The organism is Paenibacillus sp. JT31N7, from assembly GCF_059692095.1.
Genome location: NZ_JCAUAT010000002.1, coordinates 662239 through 676103, shown reverse-complemented (window position 1 = coordinate 676103; position 13865 = coordinate 662239). Strand labels below are relative to the sequence as shown.

General features: G+C 54.7%; 12 protein-coding genes. 10 read left to right on the top strand and 2 right to left on the bottom strand.

Going from position 1 to position 13865, the window contains the following annotated elements; translation table 11 throughout:
• The first annotated feature begins 92 nt into the window (after positions 1–92).
• From AC58P5_RS13325 to AC58P5_RS13295, 7 genes are all read left to right on the top strand, one after another.
• A complete protein-coding gene (locus AC58P5_RS13325; protein WP_497387150.1) occupies positions 93–3365 on the top strand; it encodes a glycosyltransferase family 39 protein in 3273 nt (1090 codons plus the stop codon).
• A 96-nt stretch (positions 3366–3461) separates the two neighbouring features.
• Positions 3462–4367, top strand: coding sequence for a 5'-3' exonuclease (locus tag AC58P5_RS13320; RefSeq protein WP_497387148.1), 906 nt, complete (start codon positions 3462–3464; stop codon positions 4365–4367).
• A gap of 358 nt (positions 4368–4725) precedes the next feature.
• Positions 4726–4944, top strand: coding sequence for a hypothetical protein (locus AC58P5_RS13315; protein WP_497387146.1), 219 nt, complete (start codon positions 4726–4728; stop codon positions 4942–4944).
• Between the two features lie 25 nt (positions 4945–4969).
• On the top strand, positions 4970–5908 hold the full coding sequence (locus AC58P5_RS13310) for a hypothetical protein (protein ID WP_497387144.1): 939 nt from the start codon (positions 4970–4972) through the stop codon (positions 5906–5908).
• Positions 5908–7113, top strand: a complete 1206-nt coding sequence (locus AC58P5_RS13305; RefSeq protein ID WP_497387142.1) for a glutathionylspermidine synthase family protein — start codon at positions 5908–5910, stop codon at positions 7111–7113. The genes AC58P5_RS13310 and AC58P5_RS13305 overlap by 1 nt, the downstream gene beginning before the upstream one ends.
• Complete coding sequence (locus AC58P5_RS13300) at positions 7110–7775, top strand: signal peptide protein (RefSeq protein ID WP_497387140.1); 666 nt, start codon at positions 7110–7112, stop codon at positions 7773–7775. Before AC58P5_RS13305 ends, AC58P5_RS13300 begins: the two co-directional genes overlap by 4 nt.
• A complete protein-coding gene (locus tag AC58P5_RS13295; RefSeq protein ID WP_497387138.1) occupies positions 7772–8161 on the top strand; it encodes a DUF350 domain-containing protein in 390 nt (129 codons plus the stop codon). The genes AC58P5_RS13300 and AC58P5_RS13295 overlap by 4 nt, the downstream gene beginning before the upstream one ends.
• Before the next feature lie 142 nt (positions 8162–8303).
• Here AC58P5_RS13295 and AC58P5_RS13290 read toward each other — a convergent pair whose 3' ends face one another.
• Positions 8304–8567, bottom strand: a complete 264-nt coding sequence (locus tag AC58P5_RS13290; RefSeq protein ID WP_042229375.1) for a hypothetical protein — start codon at positions 8565–8567, stop codon at positions 8304–8306.
• A 72-nt stretch (positions 8568–8639) separates the two neighbouring features.
• On the bottom strand, positions 8640–8933 hold the full coding sequence (locus tag AC58P5_RS13285) for a DUF3055 domain-containing protein (RefSeq protein WP_497387137.1): 294 nt from the start codon (positions 8931–8933) through the stop codon (positions 8640–8642).
• A 606-nt stretch (positions 8934–9539) separates the two neighbouring features.
• On the opposite strand from AC58P5_RS13285, the gene AC58P5_RS13280 reads away from it, so the two are divergent.
• The 3 genes from AC58P5_RS13280 (at position 9540) to AC58P5_RS13270 (ending at position 13816) form a co-directional block, all read left to right on the top strand.
• The gene (locus AC58P5_RS13280) at positions 9540–10418 is read left to right on the top strand and encodes a protein phosphatase 2C domain-containing protein (RefSeq protein ID WP_497387136.1); all 879 of its coding nucleotides are present in this window, start codon (positions 9540–9542) and stop codon (positions 10416–10418) included.
• Between the two features lie 160 nt (positions 10419–10578).
• Positions 10579–11607, top strand: coding sequence for an HRDC domain-containing protein (locus AC58P5_RS13275; RefSeq protein ID WP_497387135.1), 1029 nt, complete (start codon positions 10579–10581; stop codon positions 11605–11607).
• A 205-nt stretch (positions 11608–11812) separates the two neighbouring features.
• Positions 11813–13816, top strand: coding sequence for a peptidoglycan D,D-transpeptidase FtsI family protein (locus tag AC58P5_RS13270; RefSeq protein WP_497387134.1), 2004 nt, complete (start codon positions 11813–11815; stop codon positions 13814–13816).
• Positions 13817–13865 lie beyond the last annotated feature (49 nt).

The following is a 13865-nucleotide window of genomic DNA, read 5'->3' as shown; positions in this document are numbered from 1 at the left end:
GCCCAAGGTAAATGTGTTTGCCAATCAAGGGACCGTTCCTCCATAATAGGAAGAAATACGTTGGATTTACAAAGCTGTAAAGGAGTGAACGCATGCAAATCGGGGAAACGATGCCTAAGGAGGCGAATGTTCGGCACGCTATGTTCGCTCTGGCGCTGGTGGCAGCCGTTCTCATCCGCTTTCTCGTGGCTCCGAATGTTTTTGGCTACGAAGCCGATGTACGCACGTTTATGGCCTGGGCGGATCGGGCGTTTACGGTCGGATTCGGAAATCTTTATACCGATCCGGGCTATTTTCTGGATTACCCGCCGGGGTATATGTACATTCTTTACCTTATCGGCGCCGCCCATCATCTGTTCGGGATCGAATGGGGAACGGGACTCTCTCTGGTCCTGCTGAAAACACCTCCTATGCTGGCGGATCTGCTGGCTTCGGTTCTTCTGTACCGGCTGGCTCTGCGTTCCGTAAATGTACGGCTTGCCGCCGTGCTGGCTTCGCTGTATATGCTGAATCCGGCCGTATGGATCAATTCGGCGGCCTGGGGCCAGGTGGATTCGCTGTTTATGCTTTTCGTTCTTCTGTCCCTGCTGCGCGTGGAAGACAAAAAGTTCCCGGCAGCGGCGGTTTACCTGGGACTGGCGGTTCTGCTAAAACCGCAGGGCCTGCTGTTCGGCCCGTTCTTCCTGCTGGCTCTTCTCTGGCGGGTCCGGCAGAAAGGATTCGGACGGGAGCTTGCGGTCAGCGCAGCCGCCGGAGCGGCTGCCTTTCTGCTGCCGGCCCTGCCTTTCGCCTGGAAGATGGAGGTGCTTTGGCTGCCCAAGCTGTATTTCGGCACGCTGGCTTCATACCCGTACGCTTCGCTGAATGCCTTCAACCTGCTGGCGCTGCTCGGCGGCAATTTCGAGTCGGTTGACGGGCGCCTCTTCTCGCTGACGTACGGGGCTTGGGGCACGCTGCTGTTTGCGCTGTCGCTCCTGTTCGTTCTGGCGTTCTTTGCCAAAAACATGGGCAGGAAGGGCGCGGGCTTGTACGCGGGTTTCCTGTTCGCCGCAAGCGCGTTTATGCTGATGACCAAAATGCACGAACGATATTTATTCTACGGACTGCTCCTGCTGCTGGCCGCTTATTTGCGGACGAAGGACCGGAGGCTGCTTATGCTGTTCGCCGGTTTTTCCGTGACGCATTTCGCGAATGTGGGCTATGTGCTCTGGAAAAGCGCGAAGGGGGTGTTCCACATCCCCAAACACGATCCGGTTCTCATCCTGATGTCCCTGCTGAACGTAATTCTGTTCGCGATGGCGTGGCAGGCTGCGCGCGCATGGGCGCAAAAAGCCGCCGGAGCGGACGCCCGGCCCCAAGGCAGTGCCGACGCCGGGAAGGGTCTCTTCGCCGGCGTCATGAACCGGGGCTCCGTCGTGTGGGACCGGGACGGAGCCGTGGCGGCCAGACAGCCGCTTCTGACGAAGAAGGACGGCTGGCTGATGGGCGGCATCACCGCGATCTACGCGGTGATTGCGCTGGTCAACCTGGGGTCGTTCGACGCGCCCCAGACGTTCTGGAAGCCTGCGAGTCAGACGGAGGCCGTCGTCGCCGATCTCGGCGCGACGAAGCATCTGACGCGCATCCATGATTTTGCCGGCGCCGGAGAAGGCGAATTCCGGTACGAATTCTCCATGGACGGGGTCACCTGGAACGAGCCGATCGACGTGAAATCGGATTATACCAAGGTATTTACCTGGAATGTCGTCAAGACGGACCGCGATGCCCGGTATGTAAAGATCACGCCGCTTGCCACCGGGTTCGCCCTGCATGAGATGGCCTTCTTCGACGGCACGTCCGACACGCCTCTGCCGGTAAGCGTTCTGCCGGGAGACGATACGCAAAATTCCGGGGAACACCGGAAAGTATTCGATGAACAGGCAATCGTGCCTGCGGCCCCCGGCTATAAAGACGGTACATATTTCGACGAAATCTATCACGCCCGGACGGCTTACGAGCATCTGCACCGGATCGAGCCTTATGAGAGCACGCATCCGCCTCTGGGCAAAATTCTGATCTCGGCGGGTGTCGCCCTGTTCGGAATGAACCCGTTCGGCTGGCGCATTGTCGGCACGCTGTTCGGCGTCGCGATGCTGCCTCTCATGTATGTGATGGCGAAGCGATTGTTCGGCCGGACGGAGTATGCGGCCATGGCGATGATTCTGTTCGCCGTTGATTTTATGCATTTTGCCCAGACGCGGATATCTACCATCGACGTGTACGGTGTATTTTTTATCATGCTGATGTTTGCCTTCATGTACCGCTATACGACGCTAAGCTTCTATGACGTACCGCTGCGCAAAACGCTGCTTCCGCTCGGACTTGCGGGCGTCACGTTCGGCATCGGCGCCGCCTCCAAGTGGATTGTGATCTACGGCGGGGCCGGTCTTGCCGTGCTGCTCGCCCTATCGCTCTGGGAGCGGTTCGGCGAGTACAGACAGGCACGCCGCAGTCTTGCCGAGTGGAGCCGTGAGGCTTCCACGGCGGAGGGGCCGGATGGGGTATGGAACGCGGGAGGATCGGCGAGAGAAGGCGATGCGTCAAGCGCATCCGCCGCTTACGGTGAAGCCGCACAGCCGCACATTCCGGGCGTGTTCGAACGTTTTCATACCGCGGAAAGCAGCGACGAGGACCGGAAACGGTGGCGGCATATCGTGCGGAAGTTCCCCAGGAATACGATATATACGCTGCTTTTCTGCGTGGTCTTCTACGTAATGATTCCGGCTGCCATTTATACGGCGTCCTACATTCCGTTTATGCTGGTGCCGGGTCCGGGGCATGGGCTCGCCGATGTGGTCACGTACCAACAGCATATGTACAGCTACCACAGCGGATTAGTAGCGACCCATCCGTTTGCTTCAAGCTGGTGGGAATGGCCGCTGATGCTCAGGCCGATCTGGTACTACAAAGGCGAGTTCGTTCCGCCCGGCAGCATGTCGAGCATCGTATCGTTCGGGAATCCGCTCGTCTGGTGGCCGGGGCTTATCTGCGTCCTGCTTGCCCTGTGGGCTGCCGTTAAAACGAAAAACAAGCCGCTCCGGTTTTTGCTGATTGCGTACGCATCCCAATATCTGCCGTGGATGCTTGTGCCGAGACTGACATTTATTTATCATTATTTCGCCATGGTTCCGTTTATGATTTTGATGGTTACCTTCTTCCTCCGGCATCTTATCGAGACCAGGCCGAAGCTAAAACGGTGGATTTATGTTTATCTGGCCGGCGCAGCCGTGCTGTTCGCCGTCTTTTATCCGCTGCTTTCGGGTCTGGTCGTGGATGATTCGTACACCGGCTGGCTGCGCTGGCTGCCGGGCTGGGGCTTTTTCTGAAGACATGGAAACAATTGTTCACTCTATCAACCGTTTCTTGTAAAGGAAGGCTTGCCCCATGTGGTATAATAGAGGGGAAGAATCAGGGTTCGGCCCATGATGGGAGAGATATTTGTGACACAAACCAGACCTTCAGTCCTGCTGGTAGACGGAATGGCCCTGCTGTTCCGGGCTTACTACGCATCGGCTGTGACCGGATATATTAAACGGACGAGCGCGGGGGTGCCGACGAATGCCGTATACGGTTTCGTGCGGTATTTCTGGGACGCCGTCCAGACCTTTTCTCCGTCGCACGTTATCGTATGCTGGGATATGGGCGCCAAAACGTTCCGTTCCGAGCAGTTCACGGATTACAAGGCTAACCGGGCCGCTGCGCCCGAAGACCTTATTCCCCAGTTTGACCTCGTCAAAGAAGTTGTGGACAGTTTCGGAGTACCGAACGTGGGAATGAGCGGCTATGAAGCGGACGATTGCATCGGAACGCTGGCGCATGCGTACAAAGATTCCGCGGATGTGTTCATCCTGACCGGGGATCACGATCTGCTTCAGCTCGTGGACGACAGCGTAAGCGTCATTATTATGAAAAAAGGCCACGGCAATTATGCCGTATACACGCCGGACCTGCTCCTGGAGGAGCGGAATCTGACCGCGGCCCAGATCATTGATATGAAAGGGCTGATGGGCGACACCAGCGACAACTATCCGGGAGTAAAAGGCATCGGAGAGAAAACGGCGCTGAAGCTGATTCAGCAGTACGGCACCATCGAAGGGATTCTCGAGAATATGGCCGAGCTTCCGAAAGGCGTGCGGGCGAAGATCGAGGCGCAGCTCGATATGCTTCATATGTCCAGGGAGCTGGCGACGATTTTCCTCAAGGTTCCGGTCGCCTGCGCGCTGGAGGAGTGCTGCTGGGCCATCGATCACGAGCGGGTGCTCACGAAGTTCGAGGAGCTGGAGTTCAAGGGATTGGCCAAGCTGGTCGGCCAGCCGGCTTTTTTGTAGGGAAACGAAAGGGAACGTGTAACGCTATAGCGCCTGCAGGTTCTTGATCCGACCGATACGCTCTTATCTATGCCGATAATATATAACAGACCGGTACAGGACGGAGTCCGGCTTGCCGGCCCTTATGGAATTCAAAGGCGATTCGTTCGGCTCCGGCCGGCGGATCGCTTTTTGATTGTTCATTTACGTCCGTTCTTCTTACTAAAATGTCATAAAAGGGTTCCCACCATTTCATGTTTTTGGTATGTTAGGGAATGAGCTCTTTACAGCATTTCGGAAAAAAATGAAACAAAATCGCCGCTCAAACGTTAGAAATAGCATGATAATTTCCTAACCGCATTTTGAAAGGATGAAAAAAATGGAAGCTAACGTATTGATTATTGAAAAATTGGAAAACGGCGAATTGAAGACGATTGACGAGCGTAATTGGAATGCGACGATGTTATCGTTGATGGAACACGCCAATTTTCTGTTAGTCGGCGGCAAAGAGTACGAAATGATCGAAGGAAGGCTCGATGTAGAGAATCAGAAGCTGGAAGTGCTGGTACTGCCCATAAATAAGCAAGCGAGTGAGTAAGAAGTCAGAATTGGAGGGACTTGCAATGAACGACAATCTGAACAACAACGCAGGCGGGCTTAACGATACGGAAGCGGCTGCAAACCTCAAAGCTGCGGCGGGCGAGAGCGCAGCGGAAGCGGTTGCAGCGGATACGGCCGGAGCGCCCGAAGCGGGCTCTCCCGAAGCGGTGCTTGCCGCACGTGCGGCTGCCGCGGACAAAGCGGCGGAGGCGCATGCCTCCCGCAGGAGGCGTACTCCGAAGCCGCTTCGTGTGCTGAACACGTCGCTCGGCGTCGTGCTGGCGGCGAATCTGCTGCTGATTCCGGCGGTCTATGCCGAGAGCAAAGCGGGCGAGCCGCAAATCATCGAATGGTCCAACGAAGATGTCAAAACCTATTTCGATCCGAGCGCGGACTGGAACATTCCGCTTCCGGAGCAGCTTGATAAACCGGGAGCGACCCCGACTCCGACTCCTTCCGCAGGCGTAGGCACGGGCGGCACAGGGGCCGGAGTCGGCACAACCGCTCCGATCGTGTACAACAACGGCCTCGACTGGACCGACCTGATGCTGTATCATCTGATCTTTAACAGCGGCGGCTCCTACTCGTCGAGCGGCTGGTCCAGCTCGCGTCCGTCTTACGATTACCGGACTAAGAAGCCTTACTCGGTGCCGACTTACGATTCAACGAAGTTTCAAAACAAACAAACAGCGAATTCCACGGTTAAGCCGAAAACTTCGAAAACAACGGGAGCTTTTAACAGCAAATCGACGATTAATTCGCGGAACAGCTCCAGCAAAAGCTCGTCCACTGGCAAGAGCTCGACGAGCAGCGGCTCCACAAGCACGAAATCCGGAACGTCCAGCTCTTCAGGCTCCGTATCCTCCGGTTCATCGAGCAAATCCTCGTCCTCGTCGTCCGGCAGTATCGGCGGCAAGTCGGGCGGATTCAGCTCGTCGGGCAGCTCCTCCAGCGGAAGCTGATGGACAGCCGGACATTCAAGGTACTCGGGCAGCCGCATGAGGACCGCAAGGCTTATGTAGCCGAGCTGGGCCGGATGGGTTTTACATGGGCCGATCTGGAGCAGGAGCAGTACTGGGTCGACCAGCTCGTACTTATGGACCGGTGTGTTTACGAAGAGCTGAACCAAGCGTCGAGGCTCTTGTGGGACATTTTCGATAAAGGAGCACGTTTTGTTATTGGCCGGCGGGATTTGTATGACATGCTGAGCATTCCGGAGGTGCTTTGGGACGGTCTGGACGGACTGGAACCGGGGCCGAAGGGACTCCTCAGCCGCTATGCCCGCTTCGATTTTAGCATATCCCAGGAAGGGGATATCAAGCTTCTGGAGCTGAATGCGGATACTCCGACCGGATACGTGGAGGCATCCGTTGTCACTCCGTGGATGTGCAGCCGGTACGGCGGTCACAGCCCTAATACGGCAATGCCGGATCTCGTCCGCCAAGCCTGGTCGGAAGAGATGCCGGAGGCTGCCGCATGCATAGATTACGGCAAACACTTGGAAGATTCGGGTACCGTCGATATGCTGATCCGTCACAGCGGACTTGAAGTCCGGCCGGTGGATTGTCTGGATCTGTGGGTGGACGAAGGCATTCTCAAAGACGGGGAGAACCGGGAAATCCGGAGCATGTTCGCCCTCTATCCGAAAGAGTGGATGGGTGTGGACGACGGAGGGGAAGCTCTCGCGTACTCCATTGAGAACGGCCATTTGCAGCTGTTTAATCCTCTTCACGCGATTATTCTGCAATCCAAGGGACTGCAGGCCGTTATCTGGGGTCTCCATGAGATGATGGCCCCGTTGTTTACGCCGGAAGAGCACCGGACCATTGAACGTTACATGCTGCCGACTTACAATCAGCCGGTTTTGGAAACCAGCTACGTGTCCAAATCGATGTTCGGCCGCGAAGGAGGCTCCGTTCGGATGTACGGCGCTTCGGGCGAAATGGATATCCAGGATGAGGACGGCTTCGATACAAGCACTCTTTTTACGAACGTGTATCAGGCCCGGGCGGATTTGCCGCAAATATCACTCACCCATGGAGAATACCGGCTGCTTACCGGGATGTTTGTCATCAACGGACAGCCTTGCGGCCTGCTGGGCCGTGCAGGAGGTTTGATTACCGGCAATGCGAGTCATTTTGTGGCGATAGGAGTTGAACAGAAATGAGCAGACCTGCGATGAACAGCAGATACAGATCGGGCAAGAAGCGGAGCCGGATCGTGATCGGGATTTTCTCGGCGCTTGTCCTTCTCCTGATTTTCGGGCTAATCGGCGCATGCTCCGATAAGAAAAGCACGGGAGGCAACGGCGGGGCTACGACCGAATCCAGCGTAGTTCCGTGGGATTATAAAGTCGAGCAGGCCAAGGTAGGGGATCTCATCGGGGGCGACATGACGCTGCTGCCGAACAACGATATGCTGCCGAACGACGGCAATTTCGCGACAGGAGATCAGGTTTGGGTGCTGAGCTTTATGACTGCGGAAATGAAAACCGGAGCCGACGGGAAGAACGATGTCAAGCTTTCGGGCTGGACCCCGCTGAAAACATTTAAAACCGAAAGCGCGGCAAAGACGGACATGAGCCAGCTCAAGACAGAAGTACAGACCGAGGTTGATCTCGTCGGCGTCTACAAGACGCAGTACGGGGATAAACACCGGGACTTCGCCGTCGTCTCCATGCCTTCGGGACATAAGGTGAAACAGCCGATTTCGGATGAACGCTATACGGCGATTAAAGACAAGAAACGCGTAAAAATCGTCCTTGAAGAAGTGCACGATTTCTCGAATTATGATTTGGCCATGTCCAAGTTCAGGGGGTGGGCGGAATGATCGCCTTGAATATTTTAGTCAGCTTTATCGTCATTGTGGCTTTACAGGTTATCGGCATGGTCATTTTTAACTGGATTACACCGTTTAACGACATGGAGGAGCTCCGCAAAGGCAATAAAGCGGTAGCTCTGGCGCTGGGCGGGAAATTTTTCGGAACGGCCATAATTCTCGGCGTTGCGGCTTACACGAACTCCTCGATCTTTCATATGGCCATGTGGTTTGCGATCGGTTACGTCTGCCTGCTTCTCACCTACTTCGTTTTCGACTTGCTGACCCCGGGCGTCAAACTGTCCGAGCAGCTTAAGGACGGCAATGTGGCGGTAGGCATTATGCTGTTCGCGGTCTATGTCGGCGTCGCGTTTTCCATGAGCAGTCTGATTATTTAGGATCATCCGCTCGAAAAAAACAATCCCCGTCAACCGGAAGCCTTGAGACCCGGTACGGGGATTTTTGTTTCGAGAGGAAAGCTACTGCCAACCGTCATGCCTCGCGGCACCGCACGCTGGGAGTTTGCGCGGCTTGAGCGATTTAAGGTCCGGGTGTCTCTTCCGACTGGTCGTCGCCGGGATAATCCCGCTCGATACCGTAATGAAGCTCGCGGTTTTCGTAGCGGAACCGGTTCGTAGGACGCTGGTCGTCCCGCCACGGAGTGCTTTTACCGAGCGATTCGCTCAGGACGGACGAGCCGTAAGGACCTTCCGGGAATTCTTCGGGGATCGTATCGTTCCGCTGGGACTCGACGGTAGACAGGTCAGCGCCCCGGCTTTCTTCTTTCAAAAATTCATCACCCATGGGAAACCTCCTGATCAAACGGCCGGTTAAGGCGCGGTTTGTGGTCTTTTCCCATTTTCTCCCCCGGAGGCGTCAAATATCCGTAAAATTCACGCTTCCCACGATCTGGAAAAGGAAAGAGCGAAGCTCCTCGGCTTCTTCCTCCGAAATTTTGTACACGTGTTCGAGATAGCCTTCTTCATTCAAATCGTCGGGACCGATAATGGCGGTTTTACCGGATTGCAGATCGGTGATCATTTTTTTGCCGTAAAAGCGGTTGGTGTTCGTGACCGCCAGATCGAAGCGGTGAAGAGACGAGCCTACAAAGCAGACAAAGCGGGTGGATGTATCTTCGGTGTGGTCATATAAAAAATCAAATTCGGACATCACGTTCACTCCATTTACCGGTTAATACTCCCGATTATATAGGAAGCGGGGCGCGGCGTCCAAGAGCGGTCCCGAAAACGGAGAAAAAAGATGATTCCGCTTTTTAATGTTGTCTGAAGGAAAGAATTTTGCCCGGTTCGAGTGTTATAAGGTATGATAAGACCGAGCGGTAAGGTTCGGAATAAGCGAAACTGAAGAAGCGGTCAAATGCGAGCTGGCCACAAAATCGGACAGCGGCAGCGAACTATATACCCGTGCCGGGAAGTTTCGTTGTTGATATATGAATGGTATGGTATGGTGTTTTAAACTCAGGTGTATTTCTATAATTTCTCTGGAAAATGGGCGGATTTGGAGCCCAGGAGAAGGATGGAGAGAACGATGCTTACGCTTTTCTGGACGCGGCGGTCGTGTGCGGTTTTTGTCATGGCGGGCTGCCTCCTTTTTTAGTAAGGGAATGAGTCACTTAAGCGACTTTGTTTATAAACCAATTGTACATCGGACAACGGACCGGCGTAACGGACCCCGGTATGAGGCGGGGCCCCGACAAAGGTCCAGGCTTCGGTGAATGACCGGTCATGAAACTTGTTTGGAAAAGGGGAGAAAAGTATGCCGCCGCATTCATTCAAAATGGAAAGTGTTATCCGGCAGGGACAGGGAGTATGCAACGAGGATGCGCTTCTCTTGGCGCCTGAAGCAGGCGTGTTCGGCGTGATCGACGGCGTTTCGGGCCTGACGCCGTATCGGGACGCGCGAGGCCGAACTGCGGGCCGTATCGCGTCGGCGCTTGTGGCGTCCTGCTTCGCCGGCGCCGGCGGAGCCGATCTCGAGCGTACGACGCTCGAGGCGAATGCGCGGCTGCACGGGGAAATGGAGCGCCTGCAGGGGCGCTCCGAAGACACCGGGAGCCGGTGGGGCGCCGTCCACGCCATCGTACGCGTGGACGAGGATCGCGTCGCCTGGGTGCAATCAGGCGACTGCATGGTTTACGCCGTCTACGAGGACGGCGTGGTGCGCGCGGTGACGCGGGACTCCGTGGAGCCCCACGACGAACGCGCACTGGCGCTCTGGCGCCGGGAATATCCCGGCGAGTGGGAGCGCAGGGTCCAGCCGCCGGAAGTGACGGAAGCGCTGCGGGCGAACCGCAGGCGCGCCAACCGCCCCGGCGGCTACAGCGTCATCAACGGCGATGACGCGCTGGCCCGGCACTTGGAGGGCGGGAATATCGCCCGCTCGGGGCTGGCGCACCTGCTGCTCGTCACGGACGGGATTTACCCGTATCGGGAAGAGCACCGGAAGAGCCCGGAGGAATGGGTCCGGGCGGTAATCGCGGCAGGGTTGGAAGCTTATGTTAACGAGCTGGAAGCGTTCGAGAAAGACGACCCCGAATGCCGCAGCGTGCACCGCTTCAAGCGTTCGGACGATAAGACCGGGATTTTACTTTCCTTTCCCAAAGAAAGCCGATCGGATAGCAATAGAGTTCTTTAAAAGATAGATTCTTGTAAAATAGGATCAAGTATGGTAGGATTTAGGATATAGCTCAGTGTACAGAGGAAGCACCTCTCCGCTTGCGTTTTATTACGCATAATGGAGAGGTGCTTTTTGCGTTTCCGGGCCTTATTCACAATCAAAATAGAGGAGGAAAGGTATGAACGTCATTTATTTAACGACTTTGGAGAAACAAGTGGAAGAAGGGAAAGTTAAGCAGGCCCAATTTTTTGCGGGAGAGAAGACGGGAATCTGGCAGGCCATGTGGAATGAAGGTAACGAGAACGGCAAGCCGGTCCAGGATATCTGGTATGAAGGAATCTCTTGGGAGGAACTTGTCGGTGCTATCAAAAGAGGGCTTCAACTGAAGCTTGCGGAAGGGTTTAAGCCTATGCTCCGGGGAATCGGGGAAGAGCAGGCGGGCTTGTCCGCCAAAGCGGAGATGACTCAGCTTCTTCAGTACTACGGTGAGATTAATGCCGATGAGACTCTCTACGAAGAACTGAGAGCTTGGAGACGCGAACAATCTTTTAAAGAAGGCCGTTCGCCGTTTATTTTGGCGTCCAACCGGATGCTGCAGATGATCGCCGCATTTTGCCCGCAATCTTTGGAGGAATTGCTTCACATTCCGGGCTTCGGGCAGAACCGGGCTTCCAAGTACGGTGGCGATGTATTGCGGATCACGAGAGACAAGCAGCGCCAGACGGATTTTCCGCTGGATTGGGTTGCGGGCGCCACAGACCGTTCGCAGTTCGAAGCCTGGATGAACCGGCAGTTGGAACGCCGGGTGCAGAAAGAGGCGGCGCGCCAGTCGGGCAAGCGCAGACTTCTGGAAGCGATGGCAAGCGGAAGCAGCCTGGCAGAGCTCCGGACCGAGCTATCTTTTACTTCACGGGAGCTGGTTGCTTTGCTGGAAGAGCTGGAGCGGGATGGCTACGATGTGCTTGCAGGCATTGAGAGTGAGCTTGCCAAAGTGCCGTCCGAGCAGCTGGCCGAGGCGGAACGTCTGTTCGCCGAGATGGGAGACCGCTACCTGAAGCCGATCCTCCAGGGCTTGTACGGGGAGCAGCTGCCTGATGCCCAGACAGCCGATGGCGTCTATGAATGGCTGCGGCTGCTGAGATTCAAAACACGTAAGCAGAAGGAGGAAGCGGCGAAGGAGCGGGACGGCGGGCAGAAAGCCGGTTAGCCGGAAAGCCGCAAACAGACGACTTTGTCCCGTGTTCCGGACCGGTCCGGTGTTAGCAGGAAGGTGAACCCTGCCGACTCGTCCGCCGCCAGTCCTCTCCCTAAATCTTAACCTTTTTGTAACCAGTCTGGAGGCTCCGTTCAATTGTAAATAAAGGGTGGTTTTGCTACACTTGAACGTATAGATTGTGAGAGAGGGCTGGCTTATGAAATCGCCTTATACCGAGCAGGACCCCGCCAAAAGAGAAGCGGACAAACGCATTCATTTTACACTACGGATCAATATTTTTTTCTTCGCAACTTTCGCCCTGTTTTGTGTGCTTATCGTTAAATTGTCCTACCTTCAATTCGTTAAAGGGCCCGAACTCCAGATCGCAAAAACGAACGGGATGAATACGGATACCGCCATTCCTCCTATACGCGGCAATATATTGAGTAGAGACGGCGTACCGATTGCCACTTCCAATTCCACGGAATCGCTGTATTTCCGTGTCGAGGGCGGCACCAAAAATCAAGAACCGATCATTGAGACGGCCAAAAAGCTCGAGAAGATTCTGGGTGAGCTTGGCGACAAAAATCTGCCGAAGATGACTATGCAAGATATCATGAAAGCTATGGACCTGGATTTCGACATCAACAAGCAGAAGATTAAACCCAAAACGCCTTATAAAGAGCCCAGAAGAATAAAGGCCAACTTAAACAAGGAAGAGGTTGCTTATCTTCTTTCCCACCGGGACGAACTTCACGGCGTCGAGGTTGTCGAAGAGAGCATCCGGGTCTACGACCAACGGAGGATCGCCGCCCAGCTTGTAGGCTACCTGAAAAAATACGATGACACCGCAAATCTTAATTTTTATAAGAGCCGGACGGATGACGGTTATCTGCTTCGGGAAACGGTAGGCTTTGACGGGCTGGAGATGATGTATCAGGACGAACTCCGCGGAAAGCCCGGCAAGAAAAGTTATCCGGTAAACGCGGCCGGAAAAATCGTCGGCAACGGGACGTTGGAAAAACCCGAGAAAGGGAAGAATCTTCGACTGACGATCGATACCAACGTACAGCTTGCCGCCCAGCAGGCGATCATGGATCAGCTGAAATGGCTGCATAACCCTCCATCTGCTTATGCAAGGTTTGCCGCCCCGTATGCCCGTTCAGGTTACGCGGTAGCGATGGAAGTCGAGACGGGCAAGATTGTCGCTATGGCATCCATGCCGGACTATGATACGAATTTGTGGACGGGTGGGATGGATCCGAAAATCTATCCGCAAGTTAAACAATTCGTCAACAACGGTACTATCCGCAACTCACCGCCGAACTTTCCGGATGACCAGCAGAAGCGCCACCCTTCTTCAATTTTATATTTGGGGTCGACCATTAAGCCGCTCAGTATTTTGATAGGTTTAAAGGAAGGTTTAATCACCCCCGGAAGTTATTACAATGATAACGCTCCTTTTGTTTACGGGAAGGATAACAGTACGGTGCGTAACTCGGATAATCATTATACAGGTATGATTTCTCCCACAAGGGCGATAGAAGTTTCATCGAACACCTACATGTCTGCTAAAATTGGAATTCCGTTTTATAATAAATATCAGCGCAAATCGGGCGAAGCCTGGGAAAAGCAGGTGGCTGAATTTGGACTCGGGGTAACAACAGGAAGCGGCCTTCCGTGGGAGTATGACGGTATGTCGGAAATCGATGCGGCCGCCAAAACGAGCAGTTATCAATCGGCGATGGTTTTTGCATCATGGGGTCAGAACGGGAAGTATACCACGCTTCAACTTACCCAGTTTGCAGCTACTCTCGGAAGCCGCGGTAAGCGGATAAAACCGCAGTTCGTCGAAGAAATCCTAGACCCTGCCGACGGCAAGGTCGTCAAAGGTTACGAACCTGAAGTTCTGAATAAAGTCGAGCTTCCCAAAGTTTATTGGGATACCGTCATTAACGGGATGAAAAGCGGAGCGGAAGGCATCGACAAGCTGCCGTTTCCCGTGGCGCGCAAAACCGGTACTTCGACGCAACAGGTTTCGGGCGGAACGGTCGATAATGCGGTGCTCATTTCCTTTGCGCCCGTTCAAAATCCTAAACTGGCGGTGGCAGTTGTCATACCGGAAGGCGGTTACGGCCGTTACGGGGCGGCTCCCATTGCAGCCAAGATTTTTGAGGCATACGACCAGCATATCGGCGGACTCAGCACCCCTAAAAAATAAAAAACGGCACAAAAATAGCATCGGCTTCCATTTCGTTCTTGGTCAAGAA

What these genes read in the sequence shown, in the direction of transcription:
- AC58P5_RS13270 (WP_497387134.1), top strand. Translation starts at nt 11,813, where the DNA reads ATGAAATCGCCTTATACCGAGCAGGACCCCGCCAAAAGAGAAGCGGAC.
- AC58P5_RS13280 (WP_497387136.1), top strand. Translation starts at nt 9,540, where the DNA reads ATGCCGCCGCATTCATTCAAAATGGAAAGTGTTATCCGGCAGGGACAG.
- AC58P5_RS13320 (WP_497387148.1), top strand. Translation starts at nt 3,462, where the DNA reads ATGATGGGAGAGATATTTGTGACACAAACCAGACCTTCAGTCCTGCTG.
- AC58P5_RS13325 (WP_497387150.1), top strand. Translation starts at nt 93, where the DNA reads ATGCAAATCGGGGAAACGATGCCTAAGGAGGCGAATGTTCGGCACGCT.
- AC58P5_RS13275 (WP_497387135.1), top strand. Translation starts at nt 10,579, where the DNA reads ATGAACGTCATTTATTTAACGACTTTGGAGAAACAAGTGGAAGAAGGG.
- AC58P5_RS13310 (WP_497387144.1), top strand. Translation starts at nt 4,970, where the DNA reads ATGAACGACAATCTGAACAACAACGCAGGCGGGCTTAACGATACGGAA.
- AC58P5_RS13305 (WP_497387142.1), top strand. Translation starts at nt 5,908, where the DNA reads ATGGACAGCCGGACATTCAAGGTACTCGGGCAGCCGCATGAGGACCGC.
- AC58P5_RS13300 (WP_497387140.1), top strand. Translation starts at nt 7,110, where the DNA reads ATGAGCAGACCTGCGATGAACAGCAGATACAGATCGGGCAAGAAGCGG.
- AC58P5_RS13295 (WP_497387138.1), top strand. Translation starts at nt 7,772, where the DNA reads ATGATCGCCTTGAATATTTTAGTCAGCTTTATCGTCATTGTGGCTTTA.
- AC58P5_RS13315 (WP_497387146.1), top strand. Translation starts at nt 4,726, where the DNA reads ATGGAAGCTAACGTATTGATTATTGAAAAATTGGAAAACGGCGAATTG.
- AC58P5_RS13285 (WP_497387137.1), bottom strand. Translation starts at nt 8,933, where the DNA reads ATGTCCGAATTTGATTTTTTATATGACCACACCGAAGATACATCCACC.
- AC58P5_RS13290 (WP_042229375.1), bottom strand. Translation starts at nt 8,567, where the DNA reads ATGGGTGATGAATTTTTGAAAGAAGAAAGCCGGGGCGCTGACCTGTCT.